General features: G+C 46.8%; 10 protein-coding genes and 1 pseudogene. 10 read left to right on the plus strand and 1 reads right to left on the minus strand.

Annotated elements, in window-relative coordinates; genetic code table 11:
- Positions 1-12: 12 nt before the first annotated feature.
- The 10 genes and pseudogenes from Cop2CBH44_RS01520 (at position 13) to Cop2CBH44_RS01565 (ending at position 17239) form a co-directional block, all read left to right on the plus strand.
- Positions 13-1785: a RagB/SusD family nutrient uptake outer membrane protein gene (locus Cop2CBH44_RS01520; protein WP_074023942.1), complete on the plus strand. Its 1773-nt coding sequence runs from the start codon at positions 13-15 to the stop codon at positions 1783-1785.
- Between the two features lie 169 nt (positions 1786-1954).
- Positions 1955-2815 (plus strand): annotated as a pseudogene (locus Cop2CBH44_RS01525) (alpha/beta hydrolase); the annotation flags it as partial.
- Positions 2816-2842: 27 nt separating this feature from the next.
- The gene (locus tag Cop2CBH44_RS01530; RefSeq protein WP_082430127.1) at positions 2843-4342 is read left to right on the plus strand and encodes a LamG-like jellyroll fold domain-containing protein; all 1500 of its coding nucleotides are present in this window, start codon (positions 2843-2845) and stop codon (positions 4340-4342) included.
- On the plus strand, positions 4339-5949 hold the full coding sequence (locus Cop2CBH44_RS01535; protein WP_074023940.1) for a beta-N-acetylhexosaminidase: 1611 nt from the start codon (positions 4339-4341) through the stop codon (positions 5947-5949). The genes Cop2CBH44_RS01530 and Cop2CBH44_RS01535 overlap by 4 nt, the downstream gene beginning before the upstream one ends.
- A gap of 62 nt (positions 5950-6011) precedes the next feature.
- The gene (locus tag Cop2CBH44_RS01540; RefSeq protein WP_200755409.1) at positions 6012-6875 is read left to right on the plus strand and encodes a hemoblobin-interacting domain-containing protein; all 864 of its coding nucleotides are present in this window, start codon (positions 6012-6014) and stop codon (positions 6873-6875) included.
- Between the two features lie 63 nt (positions 6876-6938).
- Entirely contained in the window at positions 6939-9566 is a 2628-nt protein-coding gene (locus Cop2CBH44_RS01545; protein ID WP_200755410.1) for a glycoside hydrolase family 2 protein, read from the plus strand.
- A 47-nt stretch (positions 9567-9613) separates the two neighbouring features.
- Complete coding sequence (locus Cop2CBH44_RS01550) at positions 9614-12817, plus strand: phosphodiester glycosidase family protein (RefSeq protein WP_200755411.1); 3204 nt, start codon at positions 9614-9616, stop codon at positions 12815-12817.
- A 5-nt stretch (positions 12818-12822) separates the two neighbouring features.
- A complete protein-coding gene (locus Cop2CBH44_RS01555; RefSeq protein ID WP_200755412.1) occupies positions 12823-15132 on the plus strand; it encodes an alpha-L-rhamnosidase-related protein in 2310 nt (769 codons plus the stop codon).
- 507 nt (positions 15133-15639) lie between these two features.
- Positions 15640-16095, plus strand: a complete 456-nt coding sequence (locus tag Cop2CBH44_RS01560) for a hypothetical protein (protein WP_021931367.1) — start codon at positions 15640-15642, stop codon at positions 16093-16095.
- A 4-nt stretch (positions 16096-16099) separates the two neighbouring features.
- Positions 16100-17239, plus strand: coding sequence for a DUF4377 domain-containing protein (locus Cop2CBH44_RS01565; RefSeq protein ID WP_200755413.1), 1140 nt, complete (start codon positions 16100-16102; stop codon positions 17237-17239).
- 271 nt (positions 17240-17510) lie between these two features.
- On the opposite strand, the gene Cop2CBH44_RS01570 is transcribed toward Cop2CBH44_RS01565, so the two are convergent.
- Positions 17511-19919, minus strand: a complete 2409-nt coding sequence (locus Cop2CBH44_RS01570; protein ID WP_200755414.1) for a glycoside hydrolase family 95 protein — start codon at positions 19917-19919, stop codon at positions 17511-17513.
- Positions 19920-19956 lie beyond the last annotated feature (37 nt).

Here is a 19956-nt window from a genome sequence, read left to right on the forward strand (position 1 = left end):
AATGTATGAATTATGAAAAGGATATTATATATAGTTGTCGTGTTTATAAGTTTGTGTGGTTGTAATGATTCTTTTTTGGACCGGTTGCCCGAGACCTCGTTGGTTACGGAAAAGTTTTTCAACTCGCCGTCCGATTTGGCTTTGTTTGTCAATAAACTGTATCTGAGTGAGTCCCCCCAATATTGGGACATCGGAACAGACAACGTGGTGGCATCGGAAAAAGACGAGATGTTGGACTTGATTCGCGGGAATATAACCCCGGCTACAGTCGGTGGTTGGAATTGGGGACAAGTGAGGGAATTGAACTATTTCTTGGACAATGCGGGCAGGGCGGAAGGCGACCAGGCGCTTATCGACCATTATATCGGTATTGTCCGTATGCTTCGGGGAAAAGAATATTATGAATTGGTTAAGCGGTATAGCGACGTTCCTTGGTATGACCACGTGTTGAGCGATACCGATATCGACGAACTTTACAAACCTCAAGATTCCCGTTCGTTCGTGATGGATAAAATTATGGAGGATTTGAGGTTCGGGTGTAAACATATCTTGCCGGATTTGAAGGGGCGGGTTACATACACCCAGTGGTATGCCTATGGATTGCTTGCCCGAATCGCATTGCATGAAGGTACATTCCGGAAATACCATACCGAATTGGGGCTGGAAAGCACAGCCGATAAGTTCCTTGAAGAAGCCGTGTCCGCTTGTGAGAAGATTATGGAAAATACGGCCGAGTTTGATATCTACACCGACGGGGGAGTGAACGAAGCTTATCGTAACTTGTTTGCCAGCAATAACTTGAGCAAATGCAAAGAGATGATTTTGTACAAGGATTTTGACAACGAAGCCCTCATTCGCCACGATGCTTCTATGCATGTGTTTGCCTATACCACCAATTTGAGCCGGTCTTTAATGGAAAGCTATTTGGTGAAAAAAGACGAAAAGGCTGTGCCCTTCTCTTCCGTAGAAAATTATCAGACGAAGACTTTCATTGAGACATTTGCCGACAGAGATCCCCGATATGCACAGACCTTTATGTATCCCGGCTATATTCGTCCGGGAGATGCGAAACCTTTTGTCCCCAATATGAACTTGGGGGGCTATCCGCAGATAAAATTCGTGTCAAAGGACGCCTCGCAGAATCAATGGGGATGTTCATACACCGACCTGCCTTTGATGAGATTGGGCGAAATCCTTCTGATTTATGCCGAAGCGAAAGCCGAGCTCGGCACATTGACTCAGCCCGATTTGGACAAATCCATCAACAAGTTGAGAAAACGGGTAGGGATGCCGGATATGGTATTGTCCGACCTCGTTGCCGACCCGGTTTTGGAACAACAATACCCGAATGTGACCGGTGGTATGAGAAACGCCATTCTCGAAATTCGTCGGGAAAGGCGGGTCGAATTGGCTTGCGAGGGATTCCGCCAGGACGATTTGATGAGATGGAAAGTAGGCAAGTTGCTCGAATTGCCGCAGGGAGCTTATATCGCAAAGATAAACGATGTGTTCGATGTCACCGGTGACGGTGTTACCGATGTGGGCATATTCTTGAACAGCAAGGCCGTGAAACCCATATATAAAAAGAAGATATGCTATTATCTGGAAGAAGAGAACGGTGAAAAGACCAGTATTTCCTTGTCCGAAGGCGACCACGGTTATATCATCCTGACTAATGATGTGGAGAACCCCAAAAAATTCGAAGAACCGAAATATTACTATTTCCCGATTCCGCAAGGCGAACGGATAACCAACCCGAATTTGAAAGAAACCAATTTTTGGTAAGCAATAAGAGCCTGTCTGTATTTTGCTCGGGTCAGATTTGAGAGTTTCTGTTTTCTTGTTGGGAAAATTCAGGCGGGCTCTATAAACTTCATGCTTAAAAAAAACGGAAAATGTGCCGTGCCCCGAAAGTGGGGTACGATGCACACATCCTTAACAAAATCAGTAAATTATGAGACGTAAATGGTATGTCGTCATGCTTCTTTTGTGCGTGGCGGTAGCAGGTATCGCACAACAAAATAACAAGGTTTTCGACATCGATTTGTGGCAACAGGGATTGCCCAACAGCAACGGCATGGATTCTCCTCCCTTCGATGAGTCGATAGGCAATTTCAAACCTTCGATTCGGGTATTCCTGCCCGATTCCCGGGTAGCTACCGGCAAAGCCGTACTTATTTGTCCGGGAGGAGCATACGTACATTTGGCCTATCACCATGAAGGGTACGATTGGGCTCCTTATTTTAACAAAATGGGTATCGCTGCAATTGTGCTGAAATATAGAATGCCCAAGCGGGGGCATAAAGAAGTGCCTTATTCCGATGCCGAAGAGGCGATGAGGCTCATCAAGAGTCATGCTTTGCAATGGAATATCAATCCCGACGATGTGGGTATCATGGGCTCTTCGGCCGGAGGCCATTTGGCTTCTACCGTGGCAGTACGCAGTACCGGGAATTTGCGCCCCGACTTCCAGATACTGTTCTATCCAGTCATTACGATGGATAAGAAGTACACCCACATGGGATCGCACGATAATCTATTGGGGCCGGGAGCTTCTAAGGAATTGGAAGAGAAATATTCCAACGAAAAGCAAGTGACCGGCAACACCCCCCCGGCTTTTATCGTGTATAGCGACGATGACGATGTAGTAGCGCCGGACAACGGTGTGAATTATTATCTGGCCTTGCGCAAACATGGAATACCGGCTTCCCTCCATATATACCCTTCGGGCGGTCACGGTTGGGGAATACTGGAAAGTTTCCTGTATAAGAATCAAATGTTGAACGATTTGGAAGTCTGGCTCAAGACTTGCAAACCGGGCAAAAAATAAAAGAAGATAAAAATGAAAAAAATACTGTTTTTACTATTCATATCCACATCTCTGCTGATGCAAGCCAAAGAGGTGGCATTGACATTCAACGACCCTTCGGAGTTTTACAAGGACTACCGTTTTTCCGAAGGTATCGAGGGTAAGGCACTCGATATCAGCCGGGCTGCCTATCATCGTAATCCCGTTACCGTTCATCAAATCGATTCGGTAGATATGGCGGGTTCTTTCTCCATAAGTATCTGGTTGAAATCAGCGAGCGAAAATGTCGGTTGGAAAGGTATCGTCAGCAACAAGATGTCTTACGATATGAAGGATGCCGGATTTATGATTTCCACACAGGAAAACGGCTCTTGGGCCGTCTATTTCACCGATGGGAAAAATTGGCAGTGGGATTACAGGCCTACGGCGAAGCGGCAGCCTGTCAACGACGGCAAGTGGCATTTTTTGGCCATTACTCATTTTGCCGAGAAAGACGAGATGAAAATGTATTATGACGGGAAAAACGTCGCTACCTATTGTACCAACGGAAACAAGAATCTGGCTACCGGAAATCCGGTGCGCATCGGGAATCACGTCGATAACCAATGGAACAGCTTCAACGGTATGCTGGACCAGTTCCGGTTTACCGACCGGGTGAGAAGCAGCGAGGAGATTGCCGAAGAGTATTTTCGTCATACGGGAATCAGGCAGGAAGACAATCTGCCCCGCTTTACCCCGGAGATTAACCTGATGGCTTTCAATATATTCCACGGAGGGCATGAACTGGGCGAACAAGTAGGCGTCGAACGGGTCGTCGAGGTGATTAAAGGGGCGAAAGCCGATGTCATTGGCATGATTGAGACATACGGTGCAGGCGCTGAAATAGCCGATGCTTTGGGATATTATTTTTATCTGAGAAGTTCCAATCTGTCTATCATGAGCAAATATCCTATCGAGCAGACATGGGACATGTTCCAGCCGTTTAATACCTGTGCGGCCACGATACGCATCAGCCAGACTCAAACCTTCAATTATGTGAACCTGTGGCTGGATTACCGCCCTATCACCGACGAGCAGATAAGGGCCCGGATGACGGTGGCCGAAATGGAAAAAGGTGAGTTGCCCACGAGATACAGGGAACTGAGTGCGATTATGGAAGATATGAAACCGTTCTTCGACCGGGAAGAAGTCCCGCTTTTCGTCTCCGGCGATTTCAATAGCGGCTCTCATTTGGATTGGACAGAAGAGGCCAAACATCTCTTTGGAGGGTATGTCTTTAAATGGCCGACGAGCGTGTTGATGGAGCAAAAAGGCTTCAAAGACTCTTATAGGGAGTTGCACCCCGACCCGGTCAAATATCCATGCCTGACATGGTCTACCATGTCTAAGTTGGATTTGCAATACCGCATCGATTTTATCTATTACAAAGGGAAAAAGGTGAAGGCCGTTCGTTCCGAGATGATAGACAGCCATCCCGTGCGTTTCCCCTCAGACCATGCGGCAATGATAACCACGTTCAAGTTTAAGAAATGAGAAAAACAGGAATAAAATATCTTTTGGGAATTGTGGCAGGAGCCTTTGCCCTGCTGTGCGGAAGCACCTCTTTCGCAGGAAATACGATATTGCCTTATCCCAATCAAGTAGAGTGGAAAGAAGGCACGTGCCGGATAGAGAAACGCTTGTCGGTCTATTGCGACGAGGTTTTCAAGTATGAGACGAAAAAGGAGATGGATGCCTTGAAAAAGGAGGCGGGGGTCGCTTATAGGTTCTCGAATCGGGAGCAGGCCGATTTTCGGGTGCTTTTTTCAAAAGACATAGCGAAAGAAGGATATACCCTTGATATTACCGGTTCGGGCATCTCGATTCAAGCCTCTGCTCCGGCGGGAGTATTCTATGCCGTTCAGACCTTGAAGCAGCTGCTTCAAAAAGAACAAGCCGCTTATCGGTTCCCTTGTGTAGAAATTGCCGATTCCCCGGCTTTCCCGTGGAGGGGCTTTTTATTGGACGAAGCCCGTAATTTCCAAGGAAAGAAAGAGGTGAAAAAATTATTGGACGAAATGGCGATGCTGAAAATGAATGTGTTCCATTGGCACTTGACCGACGACCAAGGCTGGCGGATAGAAATAAAAAAATATCCCCGGCTGACCGAGGTCGGTGGTCGCAGGGACTCCACCCAACTGAATTGGTATGAAAGCACGGTGTATGACAAAAAGCCCGTCAGCGGATATTATACCCAGAAAGATATTCGGGAGATTGTTGCCTATGCGGCCGAGCGTCACATCACGATTGTTCCCGAAATAGAATTTCCAGGTCATGCCTCAGCTGCGATTGCCGCATATCCGTGGTTGGGATGTAGCAAAAAAGAGATTCCGGTTTCCTGTGCCTACGGTGTCTTCTCGTCGGTTTTCGACATCGCCGATTCCAGGACACAGCAGTTTGTCCGTGACGTATTGGATGAGGTAGCTGCTCTTTTCCCTTCGGATATCATTCATATCGGAGGCGATGAGGTGAAATATGATGAATGGCAGAATTCCGAAAATATCAAGCGGCTCATGGAGAAAGAGAAGGTCGATTCTCCGGCCGGATTGCAGATATGGTTCGCCAACCGTCTTTCGTCTTACCTGAAGAAAAAAGGCAAGAAAATGATGGGGTGGAACGATATTACCGGAGACAAGCTGCATGCCTATCATCCGGAGAATGCTACACAAAGCCGGCTGGATGCCGACAATACGATTGTGCAATTCTGGTTGGGCACTCCCGAGATATTGGAAAAAGCGCTTCGCAGGAATTTGAAAATAGTGAATAGCTACTGCGACTATACCTATCTGAATTACAATTATGATAAAATCGTTCCCGGACTGGAATATGCACATAAGCCCATACCCATGGAAAAGGCCTACAATTTTTATCCGGTTCCGGAAGGATGGGAAGACAGGAGAGACTTGATATTGGGGGTGACTTGCGCCATGTGGGGCGAGTGGATAAACCGTCCCGACATTATGTATAAAATGGTTTATCCCCAAGTTGCGGCTTATGCCGAGGTGGGTTGGACCGAGAGAAGGAATAAAGAGTTCGGCAGGTTCACGGACGCATTGGAGTTTTTCAAGAGACGATGGACTTCCGCCGGATATATCCGATGATTATCAATTTGTATTATTAATATATTTTTTTACTATTTTGTTTCATTTAAAAAATTATTATCATGAAAAAGTTAACAGTACTTTGTGTGTGTGCAATGGTTTCATTTGCACAAATGTGGGCGCAAAACGTCGTTATTTCGTTGGATAAATTCCATTTTGAAAGAGGAGAGGACATTGTGGTGACTTACAGCAATGGTCCTTGTAATGCCAAGGACTATATCGGAATCGCACCGTTGGGACAGGAGATTACCGGAATTCCGGGCGGATATACTACGACTTACGCTTATTTGGACAATCCGGGTACGGCCGAGGGCATTTGTACCGTTCCGGGCAATAATATGGGAGCAGTAGAAGACGGATACTATTGGGCCGTATATTTGCTGAATGATGGTTATAATGCAGCTTCGGCATATATACCTTTCTATTATGGTGCAGAAGCTCCGCAAAATGAAGCTCCGGCTTTGACCGTTGACGAGTGCACGGTCGATTATACAACGATAACTTTCACCGACAATGAACTTTGGAGAAACCTGATTAAAGGGATAAGCGTGGACGGAACCGAGTTGACAACCGACGATTATACGATGGAAGCCGGTGCACTTTATATCCTTAAAGATTTGACAGCCGCCAATACGCTTACCATTACGGCATGGGATCATCCTGATGCAACGGTTGCTTTCGGTACGACATCTATCGATGAAAATCTGGTGGGCAGCATGCGTTTCTGCAACGGACATTTGTATGTCTCGAATATCGCTTCCAAGTCGGTATCTGTGATTTCCTTGACAGGCGTCATGGTAGGGACCTATGCGCTCAATGCAGGTGAGAACGTATTGGATTTGACTCATTTGAACAACGGTGTTTATTTGGTCAAAGCCGATGGTAAAGGAGCTGGTAAAGTGATGAAGATTATCATCAGACATTGATAGATTAGAGGTAAGTGGAGGCATGTCCTGCATATAAGGCATGCCTCCATAAAAAAAGCAATTATGAAAAAAGGTCTCGTATTACTGTTATATATTCAATTCTGTCTGACTGTTTTAGCGCAGTCTTTTCAACCGGAATTTTCTGTCGCCGGATTTTTCCCTGTCGAAAATTCGGGTAGGGAAGTGTATTCCATGAACCCGTCATGGCGTTTTTATAAAGGAGAGGTTTCCGGTGCCGAAAAAGTAGATTTCGACGATTCGGGTTGGGGACGGGTATCTCTTCCTCATAGTGTGGACACTCTGCCTTCCGAAGCCAGCGGGTGTGCCAATTACCAGGGGGTATCTTGGTATAGGAAGCATTTTTCGGTGAAGCCCGGGCTCTTAGGTAAAAAGTTGTTTGTCTATTTTGAAGCTGTCATGGGGAAAACCCGGGTTTGGGTCAATGGAGAACTGTGTGCCACTCATTATGGAGGCTATTTGCCCATTATTCTCGATGTTACCGATAAGCTGGGCGAGGAGAATGTGATAGCAGTTTGTACGGACAATTCCAATGACCCGCTCTATCCGCCGGGAAAGCCGCAGGAATTTCTCGATTTTACATATTCCGGCGGCATTTATCGCGACTGTTGGCTTATCGCCCATAACCGGATTTTTATCACCGATGAAAATTATGCGTCGGAAGTAGCCGGAGGGGGTACGTTTGTTTCGTACGGCCGTGTCTCGGAAAAATCAGCGGATTTGCAGTTGAAAGTACAGCTGAAAAACGAGACCAAGCAATCGTTCAAAGGAAAAGTTCATGTTACATTGTGCTCTCCGTCCGGGGAGACGGTCTGTAAAAAGGTAAGTTCCGTTCAAATCCCGTCCGGAAAAAATGGCTATTGCCATGCTCGCATCGAGGTCAAGAATCCCCGGTTGTGGTATCCTTCTTCCCCGTCTTTGTATCAAGTATATATCGAAGTCAAAGATACCAAGACAGGCAAGACGATAGACGGCTATCGGAAAAAAATAGGTATACGGAGCATTGAGTTTAAGGGAAAAGACGGTTTGTGGGTGAACGGGAAACCCTATCCGCGTCCGTTGATGGGGGCAAACCGTCATCAGGATTTCGCTGTGGTCGGCAATGCAATGACCAATAATTTGCATTGGCGGGATGCGAAGAAGTTGAAAGATTTGGGCTTGGAGATAATTCGTAATGCCCACTACCCGCAGGACCCTGCGTTTATGGATGCCTGCGATGCCCTGGGGCTTTTCGTTATCGAGAATACACCGGGCTGGCAATTCTGGAACGAAGACCCTATTTTCCAGACAAGGGTTTTCGACGATATCAGAAACATTATCCGTCGGGACAGGAATCGCCCGTCGGTCTTCCTTTGGGAACCTATTCTTAACGAAACGTGGTATCCTGAATCCTTTGTAGACAGTGTGGCGCAAATAGTTGCCGATGAATATCCGTATCCCTATTCCCATATCGTGGGAGACTCCGAGGCGCGCGGTGCATCACGGTTCTCGGTGCTCTATGCTCATCCTTCGAATGGAGATACCGATATAGCTATCAAAAATCTGAATCCCGATGTATCCTATTTTACCAGAGAGTGGGGCGACAATGTCGACGACTGGAACTCACACAACTCCACCAGCCGGGTAAAACGTTGTTGGGGAGAGACCCCCATGCTGGTGCAGGCGACACACTATGCATCGCCTTCCTATACGTGCACCAATTATGACGTTTTGTGGAAAACCCCGAAACAGCATTTCGGAGGCTGCCTGTGGCATTCGTTCGACCATCAGAGGGGATATCACCCCGATCCGTTTTATGGCGGTTTGGCCGATGTCTTCAGGCAACCCAAATATTCCTACTACATGTTTATGGCCCAACGGCCGTTGGACTCCTTGGATATTCAGGCCGAGAGTGGTCCTATGATTTATATCGCACATGAGATGACTCCGTTTTCTCCTGCCGATGTGACAATATATTCCAATTGCGAAGAGGTGAGGCTCACCGTTTTTCAAGGCGGGAAAACTTATGTCTATAAGAAAGAGAGCCGGGCCGGCATGCCTTCTCCCGTTATCGTATTCAAAGATGTATATCGTTTTATGGACGATAAAGCACTTTCCCGAAAAGAAAGACAAGATGAAGTTTTCTTGTTGGCCGAAGGCTTCCAAGACGGGAAAAAGGTGGTGGAACATAAGCGCAGGCCCGCAAGGCGTCCCGCCAAAATCGTCCTTCAGTTAGATACCGAGGGGATTGACCCGGTGGCCGACGGCTCCGATTTGGTGACTGTAATTGCATCTGTGACCGATGAGGACGGGGTAGTTAAGCGGCTGAATAACTACCACATACGTTTTTCGGTCGAAGGAGAAGGCCGCTTGCTCGCCGATGAGAGTTCGCACACCAATCCGCGTCCCGTAGAGTGGGGCACGGCACCGGTACTTTTGCGCACCACCCTGCGTCCCGGCAAAGTGAAGATAAAAGCCGAAGTCGATTCGCCCGGGTTGCAAATGCCTTTGCGGGGAGAGCTGGAGTTTGACGTGCTGCCCGCCACCCACGTTTCCATTTATGATGAGGAGGAGAGAGGGGGCGTCATGCGTCCAGTCTCGACCGTCAACCGCTCGAATGAGACGGAGATGCGGAATAAGCTCAACCAAGAGCTGAAAAATGTAGAACGCCAGCAGACGGAGTTCGGAGAATAAGAAAAGTGAAACATAATACAATAAAAAATCAGTAAATAGTAAAATCTATGAAAAATTATTTGGTGTCGGTTTTTGCCCTGTTTTCAATGGGAGTGGGATTGCATGCGGCAAACACGGGAGATGTATGGGTAATGCCCTGTACCGAGTTGCAGGAAAATTATCAGAATTTCCCGGCAGAAGAAAACAACCGGGTCGTTTTGGGACGAGGCGAGACGGAACATATACAGCTTGTATTTTCCACCATCCCCAAAGAAGAAATAACCCTTTCTACATCGAGCTCTCCACAAGAGTTCGGGGTACAATACCGCATTTTGAGGGAGATAGACGGCTTCGACGATGCACTGGTCCCCTTTGAGTCGAAAACAAAGGCCGAGAAGTCCACAACCGTGGTTTGGCTGACTTTTGAGACACCCCGGGATGCCCGCCCCGGTACTTATGATTATTCGGTGAATGTCAAGTCCATAAGGAATAACGTTACCTTGAATTTCAAAGTACGTGTGGCCGATTATGAGATTCCTCTCACACCGTCCATACCTTCGGAGTTCTGTGTCGATATAGATAATTTGCCCGAAAATGGCTCTGATGAGCAGAAGGAGTTGTGGACCGAGTTTTTGCTCACACGCCGTATCGACCCTTATTACGGGAAGATTATCGACCCCTCGATTTGGCGTTGGGACAACTGTTTCTCTCCTTGGCCGTGGGACGATCCCAGAAGCCAGAAATTGCTTCAGGACAAACGCTTTTGCCGTTTTGCCCTTCCTTGTTTGGTAGACGATGAGGAAATCTTGCGCATGTGTGCCGACATGAAGGAAAAAGGGTATTTCGACCGGTGCTATTTCTATATTTGGGACGAGCCGAAGACTCCGGCGCACTATGAACAGATAGCCAAGGAGTCGGCCCATATACTCTCGCTCGAACCCGAGGCAAAAATGCTTGTGCCGATTTCCAGCTCGCTCATCGAAGGCGAGAATAAATGGGATTATAAATATACCTTCGATTTCTTGACACCGTACGTCAAGATACTGCCCATTTCAGCCGAAGAGTATAAATGCCAGAATTCGGTTGCCCAAGACTTTAGGAAAATGATAGAGCCCAGGGCAGAGTGGTGGACTTATGTCTGTTGCGGTCCTGTGGGAGTTCAGCCCAACTTCCTTTTTTCTCAGACACCGTTCCATAATCGGGCGATCATGTGGCGGGTATATAAAGAAAATGAGACCGGATTCCTGTATTGGGGGGTAAACCGGTATCGTATGGAGCCATTTGCATTCGACCGTAGTCTGGATGCTGTCGGTGACGGCGGTTTGGTATTCCCCGGTTATATGTTCGGAGTGAAGGAACCCATTGCATCCGCACGTTTGGAACGTTGGAAAGAAGGACAGGAAGACTATGAGTTGTTGAAAATCGTAGAAGGAAAAGTAGGCAGGCAGAATGCCGAGAAAATTTTGGAACAAGTGTACCGTTCCCCGTCCGATTATACCAGAAATTCCGGTGAAATAGAAGCCTTCAGGGAAAAGCTGATTCAAATTGCCGAGACGTATGACCCTTTTGGACAAGTACTGATACGGGGAGAACAATATCTGGTAGATACCTTGAACGCCTATATCCCGGGGCCCGGCTGTGAATACTCTCATATCCGTATCGATGAACTGCCGATTGAAGCCCATGTCTTGAAAGTGGATTTGCAAAATCCGAATACGAGAGTCAAGACCTTTTTGGGGAACGACCTCATCGAGGGCTTGGAGACTGTATCGTCGGCTTGTGATAGATATACCACCGGGACAGCGGACGCCTTTGCAGGGATAAACGGGGATTTTTTTAATATAAGCGCACACAAGGAATTCCCTATCGGAGCCCCTCGGGGCGGGTGCGCTTCCGAAGGCATCATACAGCGGGAGCCCCGTAGCATGGAGTGGGCTTTTGCCGCTATCGACGACAACAATAAACCAATTCTTGACAACATGGCATTTTCCGGCTCGGTCGTCAGCTTGAAAGCCCCTATCGCCTCCTATACTTTCAATGACGTGAATCTTCCCCGCACAGATTGTTATTCGTGCGATATGACTTTTTACAACGAATTTGCGGGCGGATATACCCGTATGGACGAGAATGCCGAGATAGGCGATAAACTGAAAACAGAGGTCTTTTTCAAACTGGCCGACGGACAAGCATGGAAGATAAACTCGCCCATTACCTGCATCGTGACAAGGATTATCAAAGATACAGAAGGGAAAAATGCCCTGAAACCCGGCGAAGCCGCTTTGTCGGGTATCGACCAGGCAAAAGGGTTCTTGGATAAACTTACCGTAGGACAAAAGTTGAAAATCAATATGACAATCAAGACAGCCGGCAATGAGACTCCGGCTATCCGGGAGATGATAGGCGGCAATTCTCTTTTGATGAAGGATGGGGTAATCATGGAGTGCAATTTTAACGATTCCTATAACAATGTGCTCTATCCGAGAACCGGAGTAGGCTGTTCGGCCGACGGTCGTTGGCTGTATCTGATGGTAATAGACGGTCGTCAGGCTCATTCCAGAGGAGTTTATTCCGATGAAATGTGCGACTTGTTCAGGAGTGCGGGAGCTTCCGACGTAGTCGGGTTCGACGGAGGAGGTTCTACTGGGATGGTAGTGAACCATACCGTTGTGAACCGTCCGAGCGACGGGCAGGAAAGGGCCGTTACCAACGGTTGGCTGCTACAGACGACGACTCCGGTCGACCGGGAAATAGTGCGTTTGGCATTCAATTATTGGAATAAGGAACAGATAAATTCCTTTTCCCTGCCTTTGCGTTTGATGGGATACAATCAATATAATGTCCTTGTAGATTCCGACCTTTCACCGGTCACATGGAGCTGTTCGCCGGAGTTGGGGCATATCGAAGGAGAGACGTTGATACTCAAGGGAACCGATATAAAAGGTACGGTAACAGGTACATACAATGGGATGAGCGTCTCCCGGCATTTCAATTTCGGGGAAACTACCGGTTTGGAATCGGTCTCGAAATGGAGCCGGAATGTAAAGTTTTATAAAGACAAAAGTGCCAACTTGTTTTATTTGAGTCAGGACGGAAACGGGCCGTGTAAAATGGCTTACGCCCTGTATGCCTTGGACGGCCATTGCATGCGGCAGGGCGAAAGCGAATTGTCTGGCACTTATTGTTTCGATTTCACCGACATGCCCTCAGGGCTGTATCTCTTGAAAGTAAATATGGAGATGGAAAGTTTTACATTCAAATTGATAATCCGATAATATATATGTCCCGTAAAATCGTTTTGGTAATTTGGGGACTCTTGTCGTTCTTTTTCGTACAGGCAGACGAGAGTCGGGCGAGGTGGATTACCGCATTTGAAAATCAAAGCGCCTCGAATACATGGCTTTGCTTTCGCAAGGATATCCTTTTGAATTCTCGTCCCTCGGAAAGTGTAACATTGAAAATCGCGGCCGACAGCAAGTACTGGATGTGGATAAACGGTAGGCTCGCCGTCTTCGAGGGGGCTGTGAAACGGGGGCCCACACCGGAAGATACCTATTACGACACAGTCGATGTGACCTCTTTCTTGCAAGAAGGGAAAAATGCCGTCGCTATTCTTTTGTGGTATTTCGGGAAAGAGGGGTTCTCTTATCAGCCGAGCGGCAAAGCCGGATTGTTTGTGGAGAGCCTTTCGGACGAATTCCCTCTGTATAGTGATAAAAGTTGGTTTTCGGCCATTCATGGGGGATATTACACTCCCAAGGGGACACAGCCCAATTTCAGACTGTCCGAATCCAACATCGGTTATGATGCCCGCCTCTTTTCAGAATCGTGGATAGTGTCGCCGGCAGACAGTCTTTGGTATCCGTGGTCGGCTTCGGTAGAAGTAGGAAAAGAAGGATGTAAGCCGTGGAACAAACTATACCCGAGAATAATCCCGATGTGGAAAGATTATGGACAGAAAGAATATACTCTTCGGGAATGGAGAAGAGGACAGGAAAAAGATACGCTCATTTGTCATCTGCCCTACAATATGCAATTGACACCATGCTTGGAAGTAGAAGCACAAGGGGGAGATACGATAAGCGTATGTACGGATAATTACAAAGGCGGTGGCATGTATAACCTCAGAGCCGAATATGTGACCCGGAAAGGGCGGCAAAGCTATGAAAGCCTGGGCTGGATAAACGGACATGCCGTATATTATATACTCCCCAAAGAAATTACTCTGATAAATGCGACCTATCGGGAAACCAGCTATAATACCTCTTTTGCCGGCTCGTTTAGCTGTAATGACGATTTTTACAACCGGCTTTGGACGAAAGCGCAACGCACGTTGCTGGTGACCATGCGCGACACCTATATGGATTGCCCCGACCGGGAGCGTGCTCAATGGTGGGGCGATGAGGTGATCGAGTCGGGAGAGTCATTCTATGCACTTTGTCCCCAATCGCATTTGCTGATGAAAAAAGGCATGTATGAACTGATGCAGTGGCAGAAAGAAGACGGCACGATATTCTCGCCGATTCCTTCATCGAACTATCAGACGGAACTGCCGGGGCAGATGTTGGCCAGTGTAGGGCTGTATGGATTTTGGAATTATTACCTGAATACCGGCGATACTGCTACTATCGCCGATTTGTATGATTCTGTCAAGCGGTATCTGGCTGTATGGGAATATAACGAAGACGGCACTGTCAAGTTTCGTAGCGGAGACTGGACGTGGGGCGATTGGGGCACGAATGTCGATATAAAAGGATTATTCAATGCTTGGTATTATCTGGCATTGGATGGTGTCTCTCGCATGGCCGGAGTTCTCGGTAAAGAAGACGATGCCGCCGATATGAAAAAAGAAATGAGTGCCTTGAAAGATGCGTTTAACAGGGCATACTGGAAAGGCTATGCGTATCGGGCCGATGAGTCGCTTCCCCATCCCGATGACCGGCTGCAGGCGTTGGCGGTACTCTCAGGATTGGCCGACGAGTCGAAATATGAAGCCATATTGAAACTGTTCCGACACTATGAATATGCCAGTCCCTACATGGAAAAATACGTATTGGAAGCCATGTTCCGTATGAATCGCCCTTGCGAAGCCCTTGAACGAATGAAGAAAAGATTTGGGAAAATGGTAGATTATCCCCGTCTCACGACGCTTTTCGAAGGGTGGGGAATCGGGCCCGAAGGATTTGGCGGAGGTACTTATAACCATGCTTGGAGTGGAGGCGGATTGACTCTCCTGTCTCAAAAAGTCTGTGGGATAGCTCCGGTAAAGCCGGGCTTTAAAGAGTTCAGCCTCAGACCGCAAATGGGCTTTCTTACCCATGCTGAAATGTCGATGCTCAGTGTCAATGGGCGAATTTCGGTTTCCTTGAATCGTTCGGAAAAAGAGTTGAAGATTCGGTTGAGTGTCCCGTCTGGTGCACAAGCCCTGCTACCTGTTGGAGAGGAAGTACAGCAAGTGAAATTGGAAGGGAAAAAGATTTTCAAAAATAAAAAATTCTATCCTGATAAACGCTATAAAGCCGATTTTTCCGACGGTCAGGCTGTACGCATATCGGGAGGCGAGTGGGAAATAGAGCTGTCGTATAGGTAGAAATATATAAGTGTGTTTGGTTAGGGTCTCTTTTTTTGTATAATGAGATTTTAGAAGCTGTATTATACTCTTTCGGAGAGGGAATGTTTGGCTGTTGTTCCCTTCCTGATAATGAGTGGTTTAGAGTAAAATTTCCCCTCTTGAGAGGGGAAATTTTTGTATGTATTTATCTGATAATAAATGATTTGTTGGGTTAGTTTTCCCTCATTCCGTCATAGTAATGATTGAGGAGGTCGATGATAAATCATAAAAAATCAGTGATAGTTGAACCTCAATCTATGGATTTTTCTATTTTTGCACTTGTTTTAGACTTGTCTGGGTTTTGCTTGGGTCAGGCTTGAAAGCTCTTTTGAGGATATTTTTTGTTTTTAAGAGGAGGATAGCAGGCTGTCTGACGAAAGAAAGCGGGGAAAAGGTCGAAAGAAAACATGAAAATGACCGGATAATATTTTTTATTGGAAAAGTCAGACAGACTCGAATGGTTTATTAACTTGTATATAATAGGCAATGAAAAATTATATTTTTTCTTTTTGTATTTTCCTGTCGTTGGTTTGGACAAGCTGTACCGTTTCCAAATCTGTGGTTTCACAAGGTGCTGATTTGGCAAAGTATAAATATGTGGCAGTAATTGATAATGGTACATACAGAATGCCACCTGAATTAGTGCAGTATCAGATACAATTATATGATGCAGTAGAACAATCCGGACTGACTATGATAGGTCAATATCGTATTGATGATTTGACGCAGGGAGAACAATCCTCTTTGTTGCTCGCGACATTCGGTGTCGCTATAAAACAAGAAGAAACCGTAATAACGGTTAACTTCATAGACTTTAATACAGGCCGTCCGTTAGCATCTTGTCAAGGAGCTTACACTACGCTTGGAATCAGTCCGGGCTCTGATATCAAAGGCGCTCTTAAACGTGTTGGCGAACAGATTTCAAAGACTTTTAATAAATAAATTTATGACGCTCAAGAATCTGAAATTAGCTTTATTGGCTGTCATGAGTGTCATGTGGGCGGGTTGTGATAAGGAGACCTCTCTTGATGATACTTATGCCGATATACTCCTGTATGTATCTGAAACGACTGTTTGGGAAACCATTGGCAGTGGTGGGACTCCTGCAGTAGAGTATATGCAAGTCAAGGAAAAGCACAGTGCAGAATGGCAGAGACTTGCTATGGGCAGTATCAAGGGGTTCGACTATGTACACGGACATGCGTACGAGCTGGAGGTGCGCAAGACAATACTTGCCAATCCACCGGCTGATGCCTCAAATACCACTTACACTCTGCTTGAGGTTATAAGTGACGTGCCTTCTGTTACGCCAAAACCTGACGAGCTGCCTGAAGAAGCAAAATTCAAACTTAAGATGGTGCAGCTTACTCCTTTTATGAACCTTGACACGCCATTGGCAGCACCTTTCGATTTCCTGACGTTCAGGATACTTGATCATCAGGATGAATATATTTTTCCCGGCAGACCGGAGTTCCTGCAATATTATGATTCGATTGTTATGTCTTCTCCCGTTTTGCCGGATACGTATTGCGTTTACCGAAAATCTGCGGATGAAAGTGGTACGAGTGAAGAGTTTACTTCCCAATGGAGTTCTCATTTTTTTGAGAAAAGAGATTTTCCGATTTCTCTCAAAGGATATAAGGATAACGAAGTAAAGTATGAGTTTTCAATAACCCAGATAATGCGTGAGAGGGATTTCCTTGGGGTAGATTGGACGAATGGAGCTGTGGCGATTGCCAATCCCAAGACCAGTCTCATATATAGTATTCTCGATACCCGTTATGAGTTCCTTTTGACCGATACCCAAATGCTCAACAGTACCTGTTATGTAATCATAAAGGTGGCATTTTCCTCCGGACTCACGGATGCCGAATACCTCAAAAGGCAGGAAGCCGGGTTGAGGTGGCTGTTGGAGAAGCATTTGGGCAAACACCCATCGCAGACTGCTGCCGACTTTAAGACGCTTCCTCAAGATGCCGACATTGTAGAAATTTATGGAAATAACACTACACGTGCAGCATTACTTCATAGTAAGGGTGATGACACTCATGAAGAATACTACTATGTTATAGCGGAACCGAAGTAATGGTGATTGGGTTAGTTCCGTAAAATAAGCAAAATTGTAATGTCTTTTACCGGAAATGTCATCTATGGGAATTTGTCATGGTTAAAGTGGAAATCTGCCTCTCCATTTTTTTCTTTTATTTTATGACGATACCATTATTCCCCGACCATGCTCTTGAAAGCGTGACCGGGGAGTAATGGTAATGGATACAATAATACGTTTTTTCTGTAGAATGTGTATTGGGGCGGGCAGTCATTGAATCTGTCCCCGTATCTCTCGGGCTTGCCTTTGTTTACCTGTATGTTATCGACAATACGTCACCGTTTGACAAAGTGATGTCGTACAGCTCTTTATCGGTATTGGCATCAATTTTCTTTCCATTGATTTCAAGTACCGGCACACCCCATTTCTCAGGCAGATATACCCGGAATACATGCTCTCGGGTAGCCTTGATTTCGGCATTCGACAATCGTTTTTGAGCCCATTTCATATCGATGACAAGGCCGCCTTGGGCGCAGATTCCTTTCACCTCGCCTTTATCCCAACTGTCCGGTATGGCAGGCAAGAACTCTATAAACCCGTCGTAACTTTGCAGTAACATTTCAGACATTCCCGATACGGCAGCTTCGTTAGCATCGAAACTGAAGATATCCGATTCCGCACCCGCAATGCCGGCTGGAGATACGGTCATCAGGTTCTCACGGGAGAAGACCCGGTATAGACCCAGTAACGATTCATAAGCCTTCGCCCCGTCTTTCATTCGGGCAAAGAAGTTTATCATGTTCGCGCGGCTCCATTCCGTATCCTCCCATCCCGGAGCGTTCAACTGGCTTTCTATCGATTTTCTCGAAGCAGCCATTAGTTCGGGAGTTTGAGTATAAGAGATTTGCCCCAGAGGATACAAGGCGACCAGATGGGACGAATGCCGGTGGCTCGGATCACTGCGTTCCACATCCATAAGCCACTCTTGTACCTTCCCGCTTTTTCCTATCATCAGAGGGGGCAACTTCTTGATGTCTCGTTCCAGACGCTCTTTGAAGTCTGCATCTACATTCAATATTTCCGCCGATGCGATACAAGCCTGATATATGTCGTACACGATAGCCCGGTCGATGGTCGGCATCATGGACATGCACCAGTCGCCGTTATTATATCTGAACGAGTTCTCCGGCGAGATGCTGGGACCCGTTACCAGATAACCCGTATTCGGGTCTTCCACCATGTAATCCACAAAAAACTCGGCCGTTTTCTTCAATAGCGGATATCCCGTAGTACGCAAGTAATCCGTATCCTTGGTATATAGATAATGATTCCACAAGTGGGTAGCTATCCAGGCACCCGCCGTTACGTTCAGCCCCCAGCCGACACCGCCTCCCGGAGCCGTATATCCCCATGCATTGGTGACGGTATGTGCCACCCATCCGTTGCAGCCATACACTTTCCGGGCTGTTTCATGTCCGGCTTTGGCCAATTGCCCGATATAGTCGAACAGAGGCAGGTTGCATTCAGGCAAGTTTGCCACATTGGCCGACCAATAATTTTGCTGTATATTGATGTCCAGATGGTAGTCGCATGTCCAGGGCATATTGCAAGCCAGATTATCGTTCCAGATGCCTTGTAAGTTGGCTGGCAGAGGACAACCCGGACGAGAACTGGAGATAAGCATGTAACGTCCGTATTGGTAAAATAAAGCATCGAGCGAAACATCCTCCTTACCCGATTTTACATTTGCCCACCGCTTGTCGGTCGCTATATCCTCCGTCGGTGTACCCAACGAGATTTTCATACGGTCGAATAGGCTCTTGTAATCTTCTATATGTCGTTGTTTCAGAGATTGGTACCCGGTGTTTGCTGCGGCCTGTAAGTTCTCGAAGCAGATTTGGGGATAATCTTCTGTCTGGTAATTGGTACGGATGTCGGCTAAGATAACCAGTTCGTTAGCCCCTTTTATGGTCAGAGTAGAGTCCGATACGATGATTTCACCGCCGTTCGGGTACACGTTGAAAGTGCCGTTGAAGCTGACGCCGCCCGGGCCCAAATTCGGGAACAGAGCTATACCGGCCGTTACCAGACCTTTTTTGCTAGCAACGGAGGTTCCCTGCCTGAGCAAGTCTAAGGAGAGTGTTGTCGTTATTTTCCCGGGTTGGTCTGCCGTAAAACGCATGGCGATAACCTCGTCGGGGTGGCTGCAAAAATACTCCCTTGAATATCGCGTATTACCCTTTTTGAAAGAGACCGTCGAGACAGACTCGTTGAGGTTCAACCTTCGGGTATACTCCTCGGTCGTTTCCGTGTCGTATTCGAACTTTATTTTCAAATCACCCAAAGGCAAGTGTGTGCCGAACGATTTTCCCTTTCCCGAAAGATGCTGGGTTCCCAAGTGGTTACCCTCTTCGATTTTCCCCTGAAAAAATAGCTCCCGTATCTTTTTCAGGTTTTCAGGCCCGCACAAGTCGTTTTGAGTGGAGTCCGGTTGTCCCGACCACAAGGTAATTTCATTCAGGGCGATGGTTTCCTCCTCTATCCCTCCATATATCATGGCACCCAAGCGTCCGTTGCCTATTGGTATTGCTTGCATCCATTCGTTCGCGGGTTGTTCATACCAGAGAGAGAGCTCATCGGCCGGTTGCGTACAGCAGCACAATGTGCCTGTACCTACTACTGTCGTTACGATAAAATGAGTCAGTTTGTTTGGTTTCATTGTTATATATTTGATAGGGTTGTTGATTCGCATTTTG

Source organism: Coprobacter secundus subsp. similis, from assembly GCF_015097275.1.
Taxonomy (GTDB): domain Bacteria; phylum Bacteroidota; class Bacteroidia; order Bacteroidales; family Coprobacteraceae; genus Coprobacter; species Coprobacter secundus.